Raw genomic sequence first — 20,659 nt, forward strand, 5'->3', positions numbered from 1 at the left:
AGTCTTCACGGCAGTACGGGGGATGTGGAACACATACTACCTGCCGGGACAGCCGGGCGCACCGGCCGGGATACCGGTATTTCCGCCTTCCGTCCGGGCCGGATGTCCGTTAGGGTTCATCGTCGGCTGCCGGTTCCGGGTCCGTTGCGGTCTGTTTGAGGCCCCTGGCCGTTGCGAGCAGTTTTTGGCCCGTGCTGCCCGGTCCGCAGGGGGACCGGGCAGCGGATCCGGCACTGTCCGGGACTGTCCGGGACAGGCAGGGAGAGTCCACGGTCCGCCCGCCGCATGCCGGTCCTCGCTTCAGGGGCCCCGTTTTTGCCTGCGATAAGGCCCGCCTTACTGACGGTGCTGCTCTTCCCCCGGGACGGTTGGTGGAGAATCCAGCCATGGGTTTCAGCGGGGACGTTCGTACCGGCCGTTCCTGGCGGTCCCGGGCAGGCTGACGGTTCCGCAGATACCGGCGTCATAATCCACCCCCGAGGGGTGGAAAGTGATCTCCGTCACATGTAGGTTGTTGGTCAGGCATCATCGTGCCGGCGCACCGTTGCATCGGCGCGGACGATGCCCGATCGGGTCCATGAGGAACCTTGGAGGATAACTATGGCCGGCAGGTTCGAGATTGTGCGGGACGGGGACGGGAAACTGCGGTTCAGGCTGACCGACGGTGATGGCCGTCAGGTCGTCTTTTCCTGTGTCTTCGAGCATATGCCGGAGGTGGTCGCGGCCATTACGGCGGTGCGGGAAAGCGCCGCGACGGCACTGGTGGTTGACCGGACAGATGCTGTCTAGGCCGATCCCGGTGGGCTATCCCCCCGGGGCGGTACTGCCCGGGGATCTGCAGCAGGGCGGCCGGGGAGCCGCTCACGGGCAGGAGAGCGCAGACGCCTCAGTGCTGCGGCCTGCGCGGCGCTTTGAGAATTACCGTCAGTTGTATCCGGCACGGAACGGGAGAACAGCCACCCATGGGACAGCTTCCGATTCAGCAGTGGTGGGACCTGCTTGACCCCGGCACACAAAAATGGCTGCTGCGGAACCCGGGATGTATGGTCCTGCCCCGCACGGTCGCCAATGCCATCCACCGGGCCATCAGCGATATTGAGCAGAACCGGCACGGCGAAGTGCAGCTCACCCCGGCCGATCAGGACTTCCTGACGGCCAAAGCCCGAACTGCCGGGTGAGCTTCCCTGAGCCTGGCTGCCAGGGACCGCCCGTGGTGCCGCTGCACCCCACAGACAGACCTTCCGGACCGAGCCGCCCACGCGCGCAGCCGGTCCGCCGGAATGAGTCCGCGCCCGGGGCGGTGCAGAGACGGCGAACGGAAGGGTCAGAGCGGACGGATTTTTTCCGCCTGCGGTCCCTTCGGGCCCTGGACGACGTCGTATTCGACCTTCTGGTTTTCCTCCAGGGACCGGTAGCCGCTGCTGGCGATGGCCGAGAAATGGGCGAAGACATCCGGGGATCCGTCGTCGGGCTCAATGAAACCGAAGCCCTTGTCCGCGTTAAACCATTTGACGGTTCCTGTTGCCATGATGCTTCCCCCGACGTTCCTTGTTGGCTGCGGCCGGACCGGGCCGGCCGCAGTATTGCTCCGGCGTGATCCAAACTACGGGGAGCCGCGAAAGTGGCAAGGGACTGTGCCCGGCCCGGCAGCGGGCCGGAGCAGAGGCAAGGCCCCGCCCGCACGGTCGTAAGGGCAAGAGCCGGAGGACGGCGGGACAATTAGAGGCGGATGGAACAAGCGCGCCTGTCACGTCATCGGCCGTATAAATAACAAGGGAAACTGCCATGCTGGTCGGGTACATGCGGATCTCGAAGACCGACGGTGCGCACACCACCGATCTGCCGCTGGACGCCCTGATCGTCGAGGGGCGGATCCGGGGCAGTTGTACGAGGATTATGCCCCGGGGAAGCAGGATGATCGGCCCGGGCTGCCGGCCTGTCTGAAGGCTCTGTATGAGGGAGACATCCTGGTGGTGTGGAAGCTGGACCGGGTCGGCCTCGACCTGCGCCAGCTTGCGGATACGGTGCAGGAGTTGACCGGGCGCGGCATCGGGCTGACGGTGCTCACCGGCCAGGGCACGGCCATCGATACAACCAGTGCCTCGGGGAAGCTGATCTTCGGAATTTTCTCCGCCCTGGCTGAATTCGAGCGGGAACTGCTCTCCGAGGGCACGCTGGCCGGTCCGGCCCCCGCCCGGGCCAGCGGGTGGAAAGGCGGTCGGCCCTACAAGATGACTCCGGCCAAGCTGCGGCTGGCTCAGGCATCGATGGGCGATCTCGGGATCAGGGTGGGGGGAACTGTGTGCCGAAGCTGGGCATCAGCCGACGAACGCTGTACCGGCATGTCTCCCCGACCGGGCAGCTGCGCCCGGACGAGGTAAAACTGCTCTCCGCCGTGCGGGCCGCCCGGAACGCGGAAGGGGCATCAATAGCCACCGCTCCCTGGGATCGGGTTCCGTCTTTCATATGACTATGGAGGCCCCCGGAGGGCAGCCTTCCGAAGGCAGGTTCTATGCGCTGTCGCATACGGTCTCGGCCCCTCCGGGCCTGGTGGGTCAGCCGGCAGGGGCCGGACGGCCAGGGCCAAAGCTGGCGCTGTCCTCGGCAGGACAGCCGGTGAAACCACTGCCCCAGACCGCTGTCCTCCGCCGTTGCCGGCAACGGCGGAGGAGCTGTTTCTACCGGTTCTTCAGGCGGCGGCGGCGGACGAGGTCACACGGGATGGCTACGCCCCGGGGATTGAGCGGGCAGGCCCTTCCGGCGTCGACCGGTACCGGGGTTGAGGTATGCCCCCATAGCCTTTCGATCATCCGGTCGGCCCCCTGCGAGCTTCCGGCATGCAACAGGACCATTTCAAGGGCCGGTTGCGGATTGCAGGTGCCGGTCCCAGACCCGGATTTCGGGGTGCCGGGCTGGAAGATGAGCCGCACGGCGATCGGCTGCGGCACGCCGGAATCCTTGGTCATGGCGGTCCCCTGAGCCTTTGACGGGGTTTGTTTGCCAGGGTGGGCGGATGGTCAGTATCCGGAGAGGCCGGGGCCGGGATGGTTGGGCATTCCGGAGGCGGCCAGGTCTCCGGCCGATCACACAGCGATGGAGGACAGCGGCACCCCCAGGCTTGCCGCTCCCGGGGTCCCGGTGCGCCGAACATGAGCAGCTCACGGCGACTGATAGACATCCTGATCATCCCCACGGCTTACAGGGGGATCGGTGGACAGCAGGCCACGTTGTGTCCACGGTCCCAGCTTGTGGCCCCTACACCATCCGTTGTACTCCCGGCGGCTTGAAAAAATGCTGGGAACGATTGCCGCCTCAAACAGCCAGCGCCGGATCCGGGAAATCATGAACATCCGCAACGCCGGGGAAGCCCCTGCGGCCATGTCCAGGATTTGCCGGCCCAACGGCTCGACGAACTCGACCGGCAGACGGCGCATCCGCCGACACTGCGGGAGACCGTGCACGTGCTGCACACTGCTGTGAAGGAGGACCCTGCCGCGCTGCTGGAAGACTCCTTTCCTGACAGCGGCCTGGTTCCTGTCCACAAGCCGTCCTTGACGGCGGGGGGCACCGTGGTCAGTGTGGGGACTGCGGCCGGCACCCCGGATAGGCGGCCGGACAGCGCACTCTACACCGAGCCAAGGAACACCGCATGTCCTACAGAAAAAGCCGGACAATCCGGATCCCCGCCGTCCGAGTCCTTGGGCAGGCCCGCACCGCCCCGGCTGACCTCCACCCCGGGGCCCGGCCATGACCGGACCGGAACCGGCCGGCCCGGCCGGGCTGCAGCATCCCCGTTTCGCCCGCGCCTACGCCCGGTCCGTCGCCGGGATGAACCGCCGCGGAGGCACCGAACACCGGCGCCGCCTGCTGGCCGGCCTGCACGGACGCATCATTGAAATCGGGGCCGGTGACGGGTCCGCGTTCGGCCTGTACCCTCAGACGGTCACGGACGTTCTGGCGCTGGAACCCGATGACTACCTTCGAGCCCTTGCCCGGGACCGGGCTGCCCGCGCCCCGGTCCCCGTCCGGGTTCTCCCTGCCGTGGCCGAGCAGATCCCGGCCGCCGACGCCACCGTCGACGCGGTGGTCACCAGCCTGGTTCTGTGCAGCGTCGCCGATCAGGCCGCGGCCCTGGCCGAAATCCGCCGGGTCCTGCGCCCCGGCGGGACACTGGCCTTCTACGAGCACGTCCGCTCCGGGCACCGCATTCTCGCTGCCGTCGAAGACCTGATGACTCCGGCCTGGCAGCGCATGGCCGGAGGCTGCCACCTCAACCGGGATACCCTGCAGGCCATCACTACCGCCGGATTCGTCGTACGGGACAGCCAGCCGTTCGGAGTCTCCGTCCACCCGCTGGCGCCGCCGGTCGCCCACATTCTCGGGCACGCCGCCAGCCCCGGCTAAGCCGCAGCCAGTGACCGTCCCCGACAGGCAAAACGCAATCACTTGGCACGTGCCTCAAAAACCCAGGACGACATATGCGCTGTTATCGGCGTTGGTACTGTCCTTGGTATCCAGCGTCAGGTGGTTATTTTGCTGCGTGAAGGGGACTGGCTCCGGATTGGGCCAGGCTATCGGGTTACAGACAACAGCGCCCGGTCCTGCTCTGCCGGGACCGGGCGCTGTCAAGAGGGTACCTGAGGAGTCAGGTGAGTCTTCCGCTTAGGCGCCGACCTTCACCGCGGTGGGCTTTCCACCGGTCGGGACTGCGGCATGCTCAGCGTCGAGGCCCAGCCGGCGGCGGTCCCGCTGCTGGTTGACGAACAGCAGTGAGAGCACTCCGAAGACCAGCATCAGGCCGCCGGCCAGGGCGAATGCGGCCGTGTAGCCTGCAGCCGGTGTCGCCGCTCCGCCGATGAGGAAGCCGGAGACCGCCGGGGCGAAGACCCCGCCGCTGGTGAGGACCGCGTTGGCGATGGATAGGTTCGCGCCCCGCTGCGCGATCGTGGTCAGTTCCGCAACAATCAGGTAGGTGATGGCGAACAGTGCCGGGGCGGTGCCGAATCCGAAGACCATGAGCGTGATGGACAGAGCCGGGGACGCGGTCATGGTGGCCCCCACCAGACAGGCTCCTGCAAAGGTTGCAGCAGCGCCGAGGACCCAGGCCCGGGCCTTGCGGGTCGGGACACCCTGCAGATGCAGCCGCTGGGTCAGCGCGCTCAGGCCGACGGTTGCGACGGTGCCCCAGGCAGCCGGCAGGGCGATCAGGCTTCCGGCCTGCTGGCCGCTGAGGCCCAGGACGTTCTGGAAGTAGGCCGGACCCCAGGACATGGCGAGCGTAAACGTCCAGTAGCCGAAGAAGGAAGCCAGCACTGCGAAGATCCAGCTGGGCGAGAGAATGGTGCGCCAGTAGGCGACTTTGTTTTCGGCGAGGACGGGTGCCGTTTCGGCTGCGATACCGTCGATTTCCTGCTCCGCCTTGAGGCTGGTGTAGGGGCCTTCCTTGCCCGTGACCGCCCAGAAAACTGACCAGACCAGGCCGACTACGGCCAGCATCCCGAAGGCTGTCTGCCAGCCGAACTGGCCGATGACCCAGGCCAGGACGGGTGCGAAGGCAACGATGCCCAGCGTGACGCCGGAGGATGCCAGAGCCGCAGGCGTGGCGCCCTTCTTCTCAGGGAACCACTTGTAGACACCGTGCATGAGGACGGGTGCCAGCGGCCCTTCGCCGGCGCCCAGCAGCAGGCGGCTGGCCCAGAGCGCGGGCAGGGAAGCGAACAGCAGGATCGGGGCCTGGGCGACAGACCAGAGCAGGCACAGCACCAGCAGGATCCACTTGCTCGGGATCTTGTTTGCCAGCGGCGCCGCAACCAGTTGGGCGATGCCGAAGGTCAGGAACATGGCGCTGCCCACGAGGCCGAACTGCTCCGGGGTGATGCCGAGGTCGTTCATCAGCGGTACGGCCGCGATGCCCAGGACGGCTTTGTCCGCCCAGCTGAGCATCATCAGGAACAGCAGGCTGAAGGTGATGAACCATCCGTAGCGGTTCCGCCTGGCGCTGGACCAGTTCCGGGGATCGCGGGCCCGGGCAGCCTCGGCCGCGCCGGCGGGAAGATTTTGTGCAGACACAGCAATCCAATCTTTCAAGTCGAAGGAGCCGGTGCACCCTTGCAGCGGCAACTGTTGCGACTGTAGAAGCTGTGATTCCGGTTACAGCCGGTTCTTTCCGTTGGGTGGAAGACTGTTTCCTGCTGTGCGGCGGCGGTGCGCTGGCCCCGTTGCAGCTTCGCGGGTTTGGCCCAGCGCGGACAGCAGCAGGATGCCCAGGGCACTGAGTCCGCAGGTCATCCACCAGGTATTGCTCCAGTCGCCGGAGGCGGCGGCCAGGGCTGCGATGATCATGGGGCCGACGAAATTGCCGATGTTGAAGATCTGCTGGGTTAACCCCAGAACCGCGGGAACCGAACCGCCCTCGGGTGCGATGGTGACCGAATATCGGGTCAGGGCGGCCGGGATCAGGCCGCCGACGGCGGAGAACACAGCGGCCAGGAGGACCTGTAGGACGAATCCGTTCGACAGGCTGTCCCAGTTGATGGCGAAGGTTGCCCAGGACGTGACAGCTGCGCCCAGCAGTGCCCAGAAGACGATGCGCCGTTCGCTGATGCCCCGTTGCATCAGCGGGCCGGCCGCGATGGCGCCGATAACATTGACGCCGCCGATGCCGGCACTGAGCAGGCCGGGCCAAATACCCGTAAGTCCCATCGAGCCGTAAATCGACGGCAGGAAGCCCAGCAGGGCCATCCACTGGGCGGTGTAGCAGGCGAAGACAATCCCTGTGATCCACGGTCGCACGGTGGACACGGTGCGCCGGACCTTGCCTGCGGAGGTGCGCCAGTCCGATTCTCGTTTGCCGCCGTCGGCGGGCACCCGCGAAAGGATGAATGGAATTGGCAGGAGAGTCACGAGGGCCATGACCAGCCACCAAAGGCGCCAGTCGGCGACCTGCAGGAAGAATGCTCCGGCGGTGAGTCCGATCAGGGAGGCCATTCCGTGGAAGGTGGCCCAGCTGGCCAGGGCCAGGTCCAGGCGCTGCCTTGGAGCTGCATGGCGAATCAGGGCAGGGGCTCCCACGACCGTCATGAGGAAGCCGACACCTTCGACGGTCCGCGAGGCCAACAGCCATACTGCGGCCGGTGCCGCGGCTCCGGCCGCCGATCCGGCGCCGAGGAGGATCAAACCCAGGATCAGCATGCGCCGCAGCCCGATGACCTCACCGCCCAGAGCGACGCCCAAACCGCCCACGATGCTGGCCACCTGGATGATGCCTACGAGCAGCCCTGCCTGGACGAGCGTCATTGACAGGTCGTCCTGCACCAGAGCCAAGGCGCCGGGCAGCTTCCAGATATGCATCGCAGCTGCGATGCCGGCGCCCAGGACCGCCAGCCAGGCAGCGTCCGAGGCGGCGGTTCCGGGCCCCGGATGCAGTTGCTTTACGGCTGGCGGTTCCACAGCTTAGACGGCGATGGCTACCGGCAGGCCCACGGTGAAGCGCTGGCCGCTCACAGCCACGTCCACCGGACCGCCAAAGTGCGCTGCGGCGCGGCTGCTCCACCATTCCGGTTCGGCGCGGCCAGCGAGGTGGGACAGCACGAGGCGTCCGACGCCGGCGGCGGCCGCCACGCGGCCGGCACCTTCCGGTGTCGTATGTGAAATTTGCTGGTGGTTCAGGAATTCGGGGGCGAAGCCCTTGTCCGCGTAGAAGCCCAGGTTCACCGCTTCATGGACCAGGACATCGGCGCCGGTGGCCAGCACGGCCATGGCCTCGCATTCGGCGGTGTCACCGGAGAAAACCACGGAACCGGCGTCGGTATCGAAGCGGAATGCCAGCGCCGGGCGCACCGGCGGGTGCTCCACCAGGATGCCGGTGACCCTGACCCGGCTGTCCTCGTACACCTCGAACGGACGGGCGGCCTCCGCCGAGCCCGGTGCCGGGGTCTGCAGGTCCGTGGTGCGCAGCAGGGAGGCCAGGTCGGGGCGGGCCTCGTCATGGACACGGATGTCGATGTCGTAGGAATACGCCTTCAGGGCGTGGGCCACCAGTTCGCTGGTGCCGGCCAGGGTCTCACCCTCCGGGTGGGTGCCGTCACGGCCCGGGCCCAGGAGGGACACCGGCCCGGTGAAGCCCTCCACCGGATTACCCCAGTTCCAGAGCAGGAAGCCGGGCAGTTCCACCACATGGTCCGAATGCAGGTGCGTGACGAAGCCGGCTGCGAAATCCTTGCCGCGCAGCCCGGCCTGGTGGGCGGCCCTGGTACAGCCCAGTCCGAAGTCCACCATATAGAAGGCGTCATCAACCACAAGGGCGCTGGAGATGCCGTTTTCCGGTCCGCGGATGGCCGGGCCGGCGGCGGTCCCGAGGGTGATCAGTTCGACAGTCACGGTATGTCCTTAGAACAGAGGCGGGTCAGGAATGCGGGCGGGCGTTGATGACGCGGGTCTCGAGGTACTCCTCCAGCCCCCAGCGTCCGCGCTCACGGCCGATGCCGGAGGCCTTCCAGCCGCCGAACGGCGCGTCCGGTTCGACCAGGGTGTGCTGGTTGATCCACACGGTGCCGGCCTCCAGGCGGGAGGCAACACCGTAGGCGCGCTCGGCATCCGGGCTCCACACGGAGGCTCCGAGTCCGAATTCACCGGCGTTCAGCCGGGCCACGGTTTCGTCCAGGTCGTCGTAGGCGACGATCGGCAGGGCAGCGCCGAACTGCTCCTCTTCAACCAGGTCCATGCCCGGTTCGGCGTCGATGACCACGGTGGGGGAGAGGAAGTAGCCGGGCAGGTCGCAGCCGGGCTTGCCGCCGGTGACCACGCGGGCTCCGGCACCGACGGCGGATTCGACCAGACCGCGGACCAGCTGCAGCTGGGAGGCGTTGTGCATGGGACCCATCGTCGTGCCCTCGGAGATGCCATGGCCTACCACATGGCGGGCAGCCTCAGCGGCGATTGCCTCGGCCAGTTCGTTCCGGCGGCTGCGCGGAACATAGACACGCTTGACCGCCATGCATACCTGGCCGGCATTGCGGAAGGCGCTGCCGACGATGCCGCGGGCGGTGGTTTCGGCGTCGGCATCCTCCAGGACGATGGCCGGGTCGTTGCCGCCCAGCTCCAGGGTGACGCGCTTAACCGTAGGGGCGGCCTGCTGGGCAATGGCAATACCGACGTCGGTGGAACCGGTGAAGGAAATTTTCCGGACGCCGGGCAGGCTGCTCAGCGCAACGTTCACGGTGCGGCGGGACCCGGTGCGCACCTGCAGCACACCGGCGGGCAGCACCTCATTGAGCAGCTCCACCAGCGCGATGGTGGACAGCGGCGTGGTCGGCGACGGTTTGGAAATCACGGTGCAGCCGGAGACCAGGGCAGGAGCCAGCTTCACGCACAGCAGGGAGATGGGAAAGTTCCACGGGGTGATGGTGCCGACGACGCCAACCGGGCGGTAGTGCACTTCGAGGCTGCGGTCGGCACGCGGAGCCAGGGGATCCACCTCGTCCCAGGCCAGGTCCGCGTAGTACTCGAAGAGCCCGGCGGCCACGGTGAACTCTCCGGCCGCGTCGGCCTTCGGCTTGCCTTGTTCACGGGAGAGCAGGGTGGCCAGCCGGTCCAGGTCGCGGCGGATCAGTGCTGCGGCACTGCGGAGTGCCCTGCGGCGGGCCTCGCGGTCGGCGGCCCACGCGGGGGCCGCGGCCCGGGCCGCGGCAACTGCCTCCGCGACGTCCTGCTCGGTGTTCTCGGGAGCCTGGCCCACAACCTCAAGGGTCGCCGGGTCCAGCACATCGTAGCGGGCCGCCGTCATGGTGGGTCCTTTCGGCACGGGGAGGGATTCCCTCCAGTGTCATGGCCAGCGTCACATGATGCACGGCGCTTTCCATCCAATGGAAAAACGGCGGTCGGCCCCGCCGTCCGCTTGCCAGTATGGGTGAAGCACATCACGTATGATCCTAGGAGCGCCCATGACCACCACTCAGCTGCCCATCGTCCTCACCGGGGTGTCCTCCGGCATCGGCGCCCGTACCGCCCAGGTGCTGGCCGGACGCGGGGTGCCGCTGATCGGGATCGACCGCAACGCCCCTGAATCCTTCGACGGCACCTTCGTGCAGGCCGACCTCTCCACTCCTGCGGGCATCGAGGCCGCTGCGGCCGCCGTCGCCCAGGCCGCTCCGCAGGGTATCGCGGGGCTGGCCAATATCGCCGGCGTGCCCGGCACCGCCCCGTGGCGCACCGTGCTATCAGTCAACGTCTTCGGCGTCCGCGGCCTGGTCCGCGCCCTGGCCCCGCTCATGCGTGAGGGGGGCGCCGTCGTCAACCTGGCCTCCAATGTGGGCGTCCAGTGGCGCACGGTCAAGGACCGCTGCGCCGAATTCGCGCTGGCCGAGGATCAGGACGCCGCCTTCGATGCCGTTGCCGGCGATGCGGAAATTACCGGTGAGTCCTATCTCTTCTCGAAGCAGTGCGTCCGGTTCCTGACCGAGCACCTGGCCGCTGAGCTGCTGCCGCAGCGCATCCGCGTTAACAGCGTCAGCCCGGGCCCGGTGGCCACTCCGATCCTGGAAGACTTCAAGCAGGACCACGGCCGGGACAAGGTCGAGGGCGCCAGCAAGCTGCTGGGCCGCTTCGGCCAGCCGGACGACGTCGCCCGCGTGGTCGACTTCCTGCTGCGCCCCGAATCCGCTTGGGTCAACGGTTCGGACATCCGGGTCGACGGCGGCCTGGCCGCCTATCGCGGCTCGGTCTTCGCCGCCCAGCCAGCGTAACCTGCGCTTCAAAGACCACGACGCCGGAGCCGCTTTCCGTATGAAAGGCGGCTCCGGCGTCGCCCCTTAAACTGAATGAAGGCGGCACCGAGCCGGACAGCGCCCGCCTTCCCCGCCGGAAAGGACATAAGCAGCATGGCCAACGCTGCCCCGCGCGGCCGCACCGCGCGTCCGGCCCAAATCGCCGGTGCCGGGAACGACGACGCCCCGCAGCCGGGTGCCAGCGTCACCTCCCGCGCGCTGGCCCTGCTGGGAACCTTCGATGCCCAGCACTCGGCCCAGACCCTCAGTTCAATGGCCAGGCGGGCCGGACTGCCGGTTGCCACCGCCCACCGGCTGGCTGGGGAACTGGTGGAGTGGGGCGGGCTGGAGAAGCACCGCGGCCTGTACCGGATCGGGCACCGGATCTGGCGTCTGGGCCTGCTGGCGCCCGCACAGCAGAACATCGCGGAGGTCGCGGCGCCCTTCATGCAGGACGTCCTCTTTGTCACGCAGAACGTGGTCAACCTGTTCATCCTGGACGGGGACGAGGTCCTGCTGGTCGAGCGGATGTCCGGAACCGGCGCCGGCGCCCCCTTCAGGCGCGTCGGGGCACGGTTGTCACTGCACGGCAGCGCGGCCGGCAAGATCATGCTGGCCTTCGGCCCGAAGGGCCTGTTCGAGAGCGCCGCGGCCAGGCTCGCCCCGCATACGCCGCGCACCATCACCGATCCAGGGGCCTTGGCGGCGGAAGTGGAGCGAGTGCGCGCGCAGGGCTACGCCACCACTGCGGAGGAAGCGGGAACGGACAACTACGGCCTGGCAGTGCCGGTGCTCCTGCCCAGCCACCAGCTGGCGGCGGCTCTGGGTGTGGTCACCAAGGGCCGCCCGGCATCCCTGGGGGCAGTGGTGCCGGTGCTGAAGATCGCCGCCCGCGGCATCGCCCGGCGGCTTGGTGCCGAGCATCTGCCGCAGTGAACTTTCTTTCCATTGGATGGAAAGTGACACAGGTTATGTGGGGCGGGCCACCTAGCATCGTTCGGACGAAGTATGTCAGGTCACACCCGGCGGTGACCGCCGTCGCAGACAGGATTTTTCATGGTTCTCCACACTCCTCAGCGCACTCCGGATGCAGTGCACTCCGTGGACCCCGCTGATCCGGCGCACTGGGATGCCAAGCGCCGCGCCCGGCGCGGCTGGACCATCACCGTTTTCCTGCTGATCCTCATGATGATCAGCTGGGCGGACAAGGCCATCCTGGGCATCGTCGCCGTTCCCCTGATGCGCGACCTGGGCATCACCCCGGAGCAGTTTGGCCTGCTTGGCAGCGCCGTCTTCATCCTCTTCGGCATCGCCCAGTTCGCGGCCGCACCGATCGCCAACCGGGTCAGCTCCAAATGGATCCTGCTGGGCCTGTGCCTGATCTGGTCCATCGCGCAGGTGCCGATCTTCGTCTTCGCCTCCTTGCCTGCTCTCTGGTTTAGCCGCGTCCTGCTGGGTGCGGGCGAGGGGCCGCTGGCGCCGATCACCATGCATGCGGTGTATAAGTGGTTCCCCAGCAGAAAGGGGGCAACCCCGGCCGCGCTGGCTTCGGCCGGGGTGACCCTCGGCATCGTGGTTTTCGCCCCGGTGCTGGCCTGGATCGCCGCGGAGTTCGGCTGGAAGTCCACGTTCATCTTCCTGGCCGTCATCGGCGTTGTCTGGGCCGCGGCCTGGATCTTCGTCGGCAAGGAAGGCCCATACACCTCCCTGCGCGCCGAGCGCCGGATCGAGGGATCGGAGGCCCCGGAACTCGACGAGGACGTGGTTACCGCCGCCGACCGGAAGGTCTCCTACTGGCGGTCCTTCGCCACCCCGAGCTGGCTGCTGTCCGTGCTGGCCGCATTCCTGGCCTACTGGACGTTCACGGTGGCGATGACCTGGCTGCCCGCGTACTTCGAGAAGGTCATGGACATGAGCACCCAGCAGGCCGGCTCCCTGATCGCACTCCCGGCCATCTGGGGCGCCGCCGCAACCGTCGGCCTCAGCTGGCTGACCCAGATGCTCGGTGCCCGGGGCGTGCGCACCCGCTATTCCCGTGGCCTGGTGCTCGGGGTTACGGCCTTCTTCTCCGGGGCGATGATCCTGGCCGGAATCATGACGGACCAGCCGTGGCTTGCCATTTTGTGCTTCACCTTCGGATTCGGCACCGCCCCGTCCATCTTCGCGCTCACTTACCTGGTCGTCGCCGAGACCACCAGCATCGGCCAGCGCGGAGCCATTCTGCAGATCAGCAACGCCATTCTCAGCAGCGGCGGACTGCTGGCACCGGCCGTCGTCGGCATGCTCGTGGGCCGGGCCTCCAGCGCCGCCGTCGGTTACGAGAACGCCTTCGTCCTCACCGGCGTGCTGATGTTCGGTGCGGGCATCCTTGCCATGCTCTTCATCAACCAGCAGCGAGACCGCCGACGATTGGGCCTGGACGTCTAGCCGTCCCGCCTGTACACCCTGTCATCCACTAGTTTTGCCGGCACCAAACCGGCTCATTGATTCCCCAAGGAAGGTAAGGACCGATGACCGAAACGGCAACGTTGCGGAACGGAACCGCAGCGGCGACGACCATCGACGTCGTCATCGAACACGTGGAGACCGTCGCAGACCAGGTCGTGTCCCTGGTGCTGCGGCGGCTGGACGGCGAACCGTTCCAGCCCTGGCAGCCCGGGGCGCACATCGACGTCCACCTCGGCGACGACCTGGTACGCCAGTATTCGATCTGCTCCTCCCCGCAGGAGCTGGACCACCTGCGGATCGGCGTGCTCCGCGTTCCCGACACCCGGGGCGGATCCCGGGCGGTGCATGAGCTGACGGCCGGCAGCCCGCTGACCATCTCCGAGCCGCGCAACAACTTCCCGCTGCTGGAGTCCCGCCGGTACCTCTTTATCGCCGGCGGCATCGGGATCACCCCGCTGATACCGATGATCGAAGCGGCTGATGCGGCAGGCAAGGACTGGCGTCTCATCTACGGGGGGCGCAGCCGGAAGACGATGGCGTTCGCGCAGCAGCTCGTCGAGCGCTACGGGGAGCGGGTGGAGATCGCAGCCGAGGACGAGGCCGGACGCATGGACCTGGATGCCATTCTCGGCATGCCCCGTGCCCACATGCTGGTCTACACCTGCGGCCCGGCCGGACTGCTGGCTGCTATCGAGGAGCGCTGCATGGGCTGGCCTCCGGGTGTCCTGCACACCGAACGCTTCACCGCGACTGCCCTGGGCGCCGGCGCAGCCAGCGAACCGTTCGAGGTCGAACTGACCCGCACCGGAACCACGGTGACCGTTCCCACCGACAAGACCATCCTCGAAGCCGTCGAAGAAATCGGCGTCCGCGTCCTGTCCTCGTGCCGCGGTGGCCTGTGCGGCACGTGCGAAACGCAGATCATCGCCGGCGAGCCGGAACACCGGGACGCCGTCCTGACCGAGGAGGACCGCGAGGCCGGGGAGATCATGCTGGTCTGCGTTTCCCGGGCCGCCGCAGGCTGCCCGAAGCTCGTCCTCGACCTCTAGCCTTTCCGTCCCTCCAGGAGTACCAATGACTGCCATGACCCACGAACCGGCCGTCCTCAGCGACGATCCCTTCGATACTGCCAACATCCTTGACCCATACCCGTTCCTGGCCCGCCTGCGCGAGGCCGGAGCGGTGTCCTACCTGGAAGTCACCGGCAGTTACGCCGTGGCCGGATACCAGGAGGTCTACGAGGTCCTGACCGACTTCGAGACCTACATTTCCTCCGGCGGCCTGGGGCCGCGGGACATCCGGAAGGACTCCGGCTGGCGCCCGCCGAGCATCCTGGAATCCGACCCGCCCATCCACACCGTCATGCGCCGTGCGCTGACCGGCGTGATCAACCCGGGCACCGTCCGGGCACTGCGCGAGCCCTTCACGCCCCCGGCCGTCGAGCTGACGGAGGAGCTGGCCCGCCGCGACCGGTTCGATATCGTCACCGACCTGGCCGAGAAGTACCCGCTGCGGGTCTTCCCGGACGCCGTCGGCATTCCCAATGAAGGCCGCGAGCACCTGCTGCCCTACGGCAACATGGTCTTCAACGCCTTCGGGCCGGAAAACTACATCTTCCAGCAGGCCTTCGCCCACGGGGACGAGCATGCGGCCGCCGTCATGCGCAACTGTGAGCGGGAGAACCTCAGTGACACCGGCTTCGGCGCCCGCATCTGGGACCGGGTCCAGGACGGGCTGATCACCGGCCAGCAGGCCACGCTGCTGGTCCGTGCCCTGCTGTCGGCCGGTGTCGACACTACTGTCTTCGGCATCGGCAACACCCTGTCCGTACTGGCCCGCTATCCCGACGCCTGGGCGCGGCTGCGGGAAAACCCCCGAATGGCCAAGTTCGCCATTGATGAGGCCCTGCGCATCGAGTCCCCGTTCCAGAAGTTCCACCGCACGGTCGCGGTGGACACGGAGCTCGGCGGCGTACGCCTGCCGGCCGGTGCCAAGGTGCTGGTCTTCGTGGGCGCGGCCAACCGTGACCCCCGCAAGTGGGGCGAAAACGCGGACGAATTCGACCTGGACCGCAGCGCCTCCGGACATGTGGCCTTCGGCATGGGCCTGCACCAGTGCGTCGGCCAGCCCATCGCCCGGCTGGAGATGGAGATCGTCCTGCAGCAGATGCTGGAGCGTATCGCCACCATCGAGCCGGACGGCGAGCCGGTGCCGATCCTGCACAACGTGCTGCGCGGCTTCGAATCGCTGCCGGTACGGATCACCGCGGCCTAGAATTCTTGGTTCGACGCCGGTGCTCCGGTTCCGATGGTTACGGAACCGGAGCACCGGCGTTGTTTATGTGTCTCGCTCCGTCATGTCCGGCCTTCCTGCGGCAGCTCCTCGTACATTCGGGAATGCCGGGACTGAGAAGCTCCTGCGGTATGAATCGCGCCTACAGCGCCAGCACCACGAAGACCCCGAGTCCGCCCAGGACCACCGCGGCCAGCGACGTCCACAGCACGGCCGCGGCGGCGGCGGCCACGGCTTCGGCGGCGATGCCCCGCACCCCCCGGTGGTAGCGCAGCCGCTGCGTCAGGTAGATGCCGGCCGCCGCCAGGATGGCCACGGCAAATAAGGTCAGTACAAAGGGCCCGTGGTGCTGGATCCAGCGCAGGAAGATCGCGCTGACCGTGACCAGGGCAAGCATCGTCCGGCCCCAGGCCAGCGTGGTCCGTTCCGGCTGCAGGCCGGGATCGTCGTGCCTCGGCGGGGGTGCCGCCCTCGTGCGTCTGGCCATGGCTCAGGCGAGGAAAACGAAAACAATGACGACGGCGGCCGCAATGGCGCCGCCGATGGCCAGCAGCGGGGCGATCAGCGGCAGCGGCAGCGGTGCCTTGTTGCGCATGCTGCGTTCGACGCCGATCCAGCGCACCGCGGCGCCGCCGCTGATGAACACGCCCAGCAGCAGCAGGAGGATGGCCAGGCCCTTGCGCACCGGCTCGACGAAGATGTCCCCGGTGAAGGCCTCGATGGCGATGCCGCCAGCCAGGAACGCCAGCGCGGTCCGGATCCAGGCCAGGAAGGTGCGTTCGTTCGCGAGCGTGAAGCGCGGGTCCGGCTCGATGCCGCCGGGAAGGAGCTTCTCGGCGATTCCGCTGCGGCGGGGCGGCTCAGGCACGGAGGAAGGTTGCGAAGAGGGGGGCACAGAGCCAGTCTAGCCTCGCCGTCACTGCAAGAGACCGGATCCACAGGAGTTAATCGCGACAGTGGCGAGACGAAATGCTCGTATCAATGGGAAGACTCAGAGGTTTCGATTCTGCGAGCAGCTTGGTTCCGTGCCCGTCCGGTGGCGGCTCTTTACCGAAGCCGTGCTGCGAAAGGCTCCACAAATACGTTCCGCGCAGCCGTGGATGGAGCGGGCGATATCGGGACTGCAATCTCTTCTGTAGTCCATGACTACGTCGAGACCGCTAGGGGAACCGGTACCTGAGCTGCGCAGCGTGCCTCGCGGCTTGAAAGTCTGCTCCATAGAGCGATACCGAGACGCCCGCTCCGCAGCTCCGGTACCAGCCTCGGAGTTCTCTTGCAAGGACCGCTGTTCGGCTCGCGTCATATGCGCTGTTATCGGCGTTCAGACTTCTCGCCGTCCTTGACGACGAGAAGCAGCGGTGCGGAGAGCCAGAATTTTGCGGTTCCTCGCCTCGGCGTAGGGAACGGTGTCCATACCTGGCTTTGGTTCCGTTGGCCTTTGGGGGTTGTCTTTGCGGGAGAATGCTGAAAGATGGCAAGCAGGCTTAGTAATTCCCGGCGGCGGTGCGGTTTGAATCGCGGATGCACACCTTGTCCGGTTGCGGCGTCGGGAGTCCGAAGCCCCAGGATGGTCCGGGGCGCCGTTCCCGGATCACCTGCCCCCGGTACCGATGATTCAAGGAGTTCGAGATGGCACACTTTACTGCTGAGACCCTGACGAATGCCACGGTTTATGGGCGCAACGGTGAGAAGATCGGCAAGGTCGCCGGTCTGTACGAGAATGACCAGACCGGCGAGCCGACGTTCGTGACGGTCAGCACCGGCCTGTTCGGGACCAGGGAGACGTTTGTTCCGGTCCGGGATGCCTGGGAGGAAAACGGCGATCTGTACGTGCCGTACACCAAGGACTTCATCAAGGACGCACCCAACATGGATCCGGATGAGCATCTGTCCGAGGAGGAACAGGACCGCCTCTACGCCTACTACGGTGTCGGCGGTGCCGGTAGCACCACCGGCACCGCCGAAACGGACACCACCGGAACGACGGAAACCGGCGGTACCCCTGACCACGCCGGTGCCGCCGGGACGGCGACGGATACCTCCGGGGCGGCAGGGGCTGCCGGAACCGACCAGGATACGGACACCGAAGCCGAGGTCGTCCGGCGCGAGGAGCAGCTGAAGGTGGGCAAGGAAACCCGGGAGCGGCGGGCCCGCGTCCGGCTGCGCAAGTACGTGGTCACGGACACCGAGACGGTCCAGGTTCCGGTCTCCCGCGAGGAGGTCCGCGTGGAGCGGATCCCCGTCGGTGAGGGCGAGGAGGTCTCCGGTGGCCCGCTGGGCGAGGACGAAGCCGAGGTCACCCTGCGCGAGGAGCGCCCGGTGGTCAGCAAGGAAACGGTCGGCGCGGAGAAGGTATCGCTGGGCAAGGAGACCGTCGAGGACACCGAACGCGTGCAGGCCGAAGTGGCCAAGGAGCACGTGGAGGTTGAAGGCGCCGACACCGACCGCGACCGGGACACCCGCTAGAGCAGGTAGCGGCTAAAGCGCCAGCCTATTGAAGGAGGGGCTGGCCGGTTTGCCGGCAGCCCCTCCCGTTTGTGTGCCGCCGGAACCTCCGCGCCTCAGGGGCAGGGACCGCAGCATGCACGATGGCGCCCTTGACGGGTTGCCCCGCCGCCGGCACCACGGGCGGCTGCCGCCGGGCATGCTGCTTCCGTGAGCCTGTGCCGGCCACCCATTCCCGGTCCGGAGGATAGAGGCCGGGACACCGCCGGCCCCTGTTGCGGCCGCGGTCCCGGTGGGAGGATGAAGCGGCAGCCGCAGCAGGCTGCCGGCAGGCACACGAGAGTGCAGGAGAGAGGATCATGGGCCTGGACAAGATCAAAAACGCCGCCGAGAAAACCGCCGGCAGGGCCAAAAAAGCGGTGGGCAAGGCCACCGGTGACGAACGCCTCCAGACCAGAGGACAGGCCGCCCAGGGCAAAGCCGATCTGGAGAACGCCATGGAAAAGGTCAAGGACGCCAAGAAAGACTGACCGGGCAGGCGGCCGGCCGTGCAGAGATAACGCCGGCCCTTTGACCCCTGTATGGGTCCCGCCCTCCAGGTCCCGGCATGACCTGCCCCATCTCAGAGACCGGTGCTGCGGTCATGGGCAGGACTGCGAAGCCTGGCAACAGGCACAATCCACTCCCGCCCGGACGGGAGGACAGCCCCGCCACCACGAAGACCGTCGGGACCACAACGGTGCCGGCGGCCTATCCACCTGAACAGCCAACGGAAAACCCGGCACATGAAGAACCTGGGGCGGCTTGACGTATGCGCCCTTATCGGTGGTTGGGGCGAGGATCGGCTGGAGGGGGTTCGATGTCGGGCTGCGGAGCATAATCCCTTGATGCGTCCTTCACCTCTCCCATAGTGTGTGGGCAGGACGCCCGCGGGGGAGGCTCCCGACGGGGGAGCCAGCGGTGGCTCCAGAAGGAACAAAGCAGCATGGCAACAGGGACCGTGAAGTGGTTCAACGCCGAAAAGGGCTACGGGTTCATCACCCCCGATGACGAGGGCAAGGATCTGTTCGCCCACTACTCACAGATCGCGGGCAGGGGCTGCCGTTCCCTGGAGGAAAACCAGCGGGTTGAGTTCACCGTCGCCCAGGGTCCGAAGGGCCGCAGGCCGAAAACATCCAGGCACTCTGACCCATCCAACAGAACAGCGCCCCCGGAGCCCTTGAACTGCTCCCCGAGAGTCAGAACTGATTTCTCAGTCCAACTTTCGGGGAGCAGTTCAAGGGCTCCGGGGGCGCTTTGCATCGTAGGAGAACGGCGTGCCCACCGTTCAGCCGGTCGCCATTCTCCGGACCGGTTTACGGATGCGCTGTTATCGGTGATGCCGCCGGTTCAGGCAGTTCATGAACGGGTTCGTCGCCGCTTTGGTGTTGCTGGCCGAAAAGCGGCGACGACGGGTGCGGTTGTCTTCCGTTGGGGCCGGGTTCGGAGGCGGTTGCGGTGCCTGGTCCTGTTATCGTCCCGGTCCGCGTGGAGGCTGTCTGCCGGGACCCGGATGGGTCGGCGGTTGCTGCCGGTGGTGTTGTTGTCCGTACAGTGCCTTGCGCACATAGCCGGCCAGCAGGTCCGCTGCCGCGGCCAGTGCCGCCGCATCGGACGGGTCGCCGGTGCAGCGGTGTTCGTGCAGACAGGCCAGGGCGGCAGCCGCTGCGGACAGTTCCGCGTGCCGGTCCATGGCTGCCTGCAGTTGCCGCTTACGCCTTACGGGCGGGAACGGGCCGGGCATACAGCCCGGCCCCGGGGGCAGCAGATGACCGATCGGCTGCACCGATACCGGCTGCAGCGGCTCCGCCGCTGTTCTCATGGCATGCTCCTTGCTCCGGTTGCCGGTCCATGGATTTCGCATCTTCGGCAGGGTTTCTTGCTATCACCAGTACACCTGCGGATTCCTGCACTATTCCTGTGAAATGTTTCCCCCGAAAATAAACTGTTTCAGAATGACTGCGGCACGCCGCAGCCCACAGCATTTACCCGCTCGGCCGCGGACCGGAAACAGCAGGCCGGCCTTCCCTCCTTCCGGACCGGCCTGCCCACACCAAAGCAGCCCGACACCGGTACCTGCTGGTCCCCGCGGGGTCTTCAGGCCCGGCCCGGACACCCCGCGGTGGACGGGTTCACAGCTCGCGGAGGTAGCACAGCATCCGATGGTCCTTGCCCGGCTGGATGTTGGTGAAGCCGTGGCGTTCGTAGAACCGGCGGGTATCGGCGCGACAAGAACATTCGTCCGGGCTGGATTCTTTGCAGGTACCGGATAAAGGCGGACAGGTTCCCGGGACAGCATAAATACCCCGTTGCCGGCTTTCCTGAATCGGTCTTTTTCTGAGCCGGTCGTAACGGCTGGTTGGCGGCCGTTCTGTGCTTTCAATAGCGCGGCCGGGATACGTAATATTTATCTGGGGAAATTGTCCCCGTTATTGAGGAGTCGCTTCGCATGGCACAAAAGGTGGAAATCGTCCTGGTCTCTGATTTGGACGGCGGGCCGGCGGACGAAACGGTGCATTTCGGCATGGACGGCACGAACTATGAAATTGACCTGTCCGCAGGGGATGCTGCTGCGCTGCGTAAGGCCTTCAGGCAGTATGTGAAGGCCGGCCGCAAGGTCCCTGCGGCCGCGTCACCCCGGGGCAAGACCCGGCCCGGGCCAGCGGCCGGGG

General features: G+C 67.0%; 22 protein-coding genes and 2 pseudogenes. 13 read left to right on the forward strand and 11 right to left on the reverse strand.

Features of this window, described 5'->3' with window-relative positions:
• Positions 1-600 precede the first annotated feature (600 nt).
• Together AC5RWU_RS20615 and AC5RWU_RS20620 are read left to right on the forward strand one after the other, a co-directional pair.
• Positions 601-789: a YegP family protein gene (locus tag AC5RWU_RS20615; protein WP_494032821.1), complete on the forward strand. Its 189-nt coding sequence runs from the start codon at positions 601-603 to the stop codon at positions 787-789.
• A 173-nt stretch (positions 790-962) separates the two neighbouring features.
• Positions 963-1,178, forward strand: a complete 216-nt coding sequence (locus AC5RWU_RS20620) for a hypothetical protein (RefSeq protein ID WP_494032820.1) — start codon at positions 963-965, stop codon at positions 1,176-1,178.
• A 146-nt stretch (positions 1,179-1,324) separates the two neighbouring features.
• Here AC5RWU_RS20620 and AC5RWU_RS20625 read toward each other — a convergent pair whose 3' ends face one another.
• On the reverse strand, positions 1,325-1,528 hold the full coding sequence (locus tag AC5RWU_RS20625; protein ID WP_494002582.1) for a cold-shock protein: 204 nt from the start codon (positions 1,526-1,528) through the stop codon (positions 1,325-1,327).
• A gap of 355 nt (positions 1,529-1,883) precedes the next feature.
• On the opposite strand from AC5RWU_RS20625, the gene AC5RWU_RS20630 reads away from it, so the two are divergent.
• Positions 1,884-2,381, forward strand: coding sequence for a recombinase family protein (locus AC5RWU_RS20630; RefSeq protein WP_494032819.1), 498 nt, complete (start codon positions 1,884-1,886; stop codon positions 2,379-2,381).
• A gap of 297 nt (positions 2,382-2,678) precedes the next feature.
• Here AC5RWU_RS20630 and AC5RWU_RS20635 read toward each other — a convergent pair whose 3' ends face one another.
• Both AC5RWU_RS20635 and AC5RWU_RS20640 read right to left on the reverse strand, forming a co-directional pair.
• On the reverse strand, positions 2,679-2,966 hold the full coding sequence (locus AC5RWU_RS20635) for a hypothetical protein (RefSeq protein WP_494032818.1): 288 nt from the start codon (positions 2,964-2,966) through the stop codon (positions 2,679-2,681).
• A 192-nt stretch (positions 2,967-3,158) separates the two neighbouring features.
• Positions 3,159-3,542: a hypothetical protein gene (locus tag AC5RWU_RS20640; RefSeq protein ID WP_494037182.1), complete on the reverse strand. Its 384-nt coding sequence runs from the start codon at positions 3,540-3,542 to the stop codon at positions 3,159-3,161.
• A 205-nt stretch (positions 3,543-3,747) separates the two neighbouring features.
• Here AC5RWU_RS20640 and AC5RWU_RS20645 point away from each other — a divergent pair, with 205 nt between their 5' ends.
• Positions 3,748-4,404 carry a class I SAM-dependent methyltransferase gene (locus tag AC5RWU_RS20645; RefSeq protein WP_494032816.1) on the forward strand — a complete coding sequence of 219 codons (657 nt, stop codon included), beginning with the start codon at positions 3,748-3,750 and terminating at the stop codon, positions 4,402-4,404.
• A 258-nt stretch (positions 4,405-4,662) separates the two neighbouring features.
• Here AC5RWU_RS20645 and AC5RWU_RS20650 read toward each other — a convergent pair whose 3' ends face one another.
• The 4 genes from AC5RWU_RS20650 to AC5RWU_RS20665 all read right to left on the reverse strand — a co-directional run bounded on the left by AC5RWU_RS20650 (position 4,663) and on the right by AC5RWU_RS20665 (position 9,784).
• Positions 4,663-6,069, reverse strand: coding sequence for an MFS transporter (locus tag AC5RWU_RS20650; protein ID WP_494032815.1), 1,407 nt, complete (start codon positions 6,067-6,069; stop codon positions 4,663-4,665).
• 81 nt (positions 6,070-6,150) lie between these two features.
• Positions 6,151-7,449, reverse strand: a complete 1,299-nt coding sequence (locus AC5RWU_RS20655; RefSeq protein ID WP_494032814.1) for an MFS transporter — start codon at positions 7,447-7,449, stop codon at positions 6,151-6,153.
• Positions 7,450-7,452: 3 nt separating this feature from the next.
• Positions 7,453-8,379 (reverse strand): MBL fold metallo-hydrolase, encoded by a 927-nt coding sequence (locus tag AC5RWU_RS20660; protein ID WP_494032813.1) that lies wholly within the window; start codon positions 8,377-8,379, stop codon positions 7,453-7,455.
• Positions 8,380-8,404: 25 nt separating this feature from the next.
• Positions 8,405-9,784 carry an aldehyde dehydrogenase family protein gene (locus AC5RWU_RS20665; RefSeq protein ID WP_494032812.1) on the reverse strand — a complete coding sequence of 460 codons (1,380 nt, stop codon included), beginning with the start codon at positions 9,782-9,784 and terminating at the stop codon, positions 8,405-8,407.
• Between the two features lie 157 nt (positions 9,785-9,941).
• On the opposite strand from AC5RWU_RS20665, the gene AC5RWU_RS20670 reads away from it, so the two are divergent.
• The 5 genes from AC5RWU_RS20670 (at position 9,942) to AC5RWU_RS20690 (ending at position 15,485) form a co-directional block, all read left to right on the forward strand.
• Entirely contained in the window at positions 9,942-10,742 is an 801-nt protein-coding gene (locus AC5RWU_RS20670; RefSeq protein ID WP_494032811.1) for an SDR family oxidoreductase, read from the forward strand.
• Between the two features lie 135 nt (positions 10,743-10,877).
• Entirely contained in the window at positions 10,878-11,699 is an 822-nt protein-coding gene (locus tag AC5RWU_RS20675) for an IclR family transcriptional regulator (RefSeq protein WP_494032810.1), read from the forward strand.
• Between the two features lie 120 nt (positions 11,700-11,819).
• Entirely contained in the window at positions 11,820-13,190 is a 1,371-nt protein-coding gene (locus tag AC5RWU_RS20680; protein WP_494032809.1) for an MFS transporter, read from the forward strand.
• A gap of 83 nt (positions 13,191-13,273) precedes the next feature.
• Positions 13,274-14,260: a PDR/VanB family oxidoreductase gene (locus AC5RWU_RS20685; protein WP_494032808.1), complete on the forward strand. Its 987-nt coding sequence runs from the start codon at positions 13,274-13,276 to the stop codon at positions 14,258-14,260.
• A gap of 25 nt (positions 14,261-14,285) precedes the next feature.
• Positions 14,286-15,485 carry a cytochrome P450 gene (locus tag AC5RWU_RS20690; protein WP_494032807.1) on the forward strand — a complete coding sequence of 400 codons (1,200 nt, stop codon included), beginning with the start codon at positions 14,286-14,288 and terminating at the stop codon, positions 15,483-15,485.
• A 160-nt stretch (positions 15,486-15,645) separates the two neighbouring features.
• Here AC5RWU_RS20690 and AC5RWU_RS20695 read toward each other — a convergent pair whose 3' ends face one another.
• Together AC5RWU_RS20695 and AC5RWU_RS20700 are read right to left on the reverse strand one after the other, a co-directional pair.
• Positions 15,646-15,990 carry a DUF202 domain-containing protein gene (locus tag AC5RWU_RS20695; RefSeq protein WP_494032806.1) on the reverse strand — a complete coding sequence of 115 codons (345 nt, stop codon included), beginning with the start codon at positions 15,988-15,990 and terminating at the stop codon, positions 15,646-15,648.
• A gap of 3 nt (positions 15,991-15,993) precedes the next feature.
• On the reverse strand, positions 15,994-16,371 hold the full coding sequence (locus tag AC5RWU_RS20700) for a YidH family protein (protein ID WP_494032805.1): 378 nt from the start codon (positions 16,369-16,371) through the stop codon (positions 15,994-15,996).
• A 761-nt stretch (positions 16,372-17,132) separates the two neighbouring features.
• Between AC5RWU_RS20700 and AC5RWU_RS20705 the strand changes: the two genes are divergently transcribed.
• The 3 genes and pseudogenes from AC5RWU_RS20705 (at position 17,133) to AC5RWU_RS20715 (ending at position 19,136) form a co-directional block, all read left to right on the forward strand.
• Positions 17,133-17,969, forward strand: coding sequence for a DUF2382 domain-containing protein (locus AC5RWU_RS20705; protein WP_494032804.1), 837 nt, complete (start codon positions 17,133-17,135; stop codon positions 17,967-17,969).
• Between the two features lie 338 nt (positions 17,970-18,307).
• Positions 18,308-18,478: a CsbD family protein gene (locus AC5RWU_RS20710; RefSeq protein WP_494032803.1), complete on the forward strand. Its 171-nt coding sequence runs from the start codon at positions 18,308-18,310 to the stop codon at positions 18,476-18,478.
• Between the two features lie 455 nt (positions 18,479-18,933).
• Positions 18,934-19,136, forward strand: a pseudogene (locus AC5RWU_RS20715) (cold-shock protein).
• A 322-nt stretch (positions 19,137-19,458) separates the two neighbouring features.
• Here AC5RWU_RS20715 and AC5RWU_RS20720 read toward each other — a convergent pair.
• Complete coding sequence (locus AC5RWU_RS20720; protein WP_494032802.1) at positions 19,459-19,809, reverse strand: hypothetical protein; 351 nt, start codon at positions 19,807-19,809, stop codon at positions 19,459-19,461.
• Positions 19,810-20,119: 310 nt separating this feature from the next.
• Positions 20,120-20,209, reverse strand: a pseudogene (locus AC5RWU_RS20725) (GNAT family N-acetyltransferase); the annotation flags it as partial.
• Positions 20,210-20,436: 227 nt separating this feature from the next.
• Here AC5RWU_RS20725 and AC5RWU_RS20730 point away from each other — a divergent pair.
• On the forward strand, positions 20,437-20,659 hold a 223-nt coding region (locus AC5RWU_RS20730; RefSeq protein ID WP_494032801.1), incomplete at its 3' end, for a histone-like nucleoid-structuring protein Lsr2.

This window comes from Arthrobacter sp. B0427-1-12 (assembly GCF_059092905.1).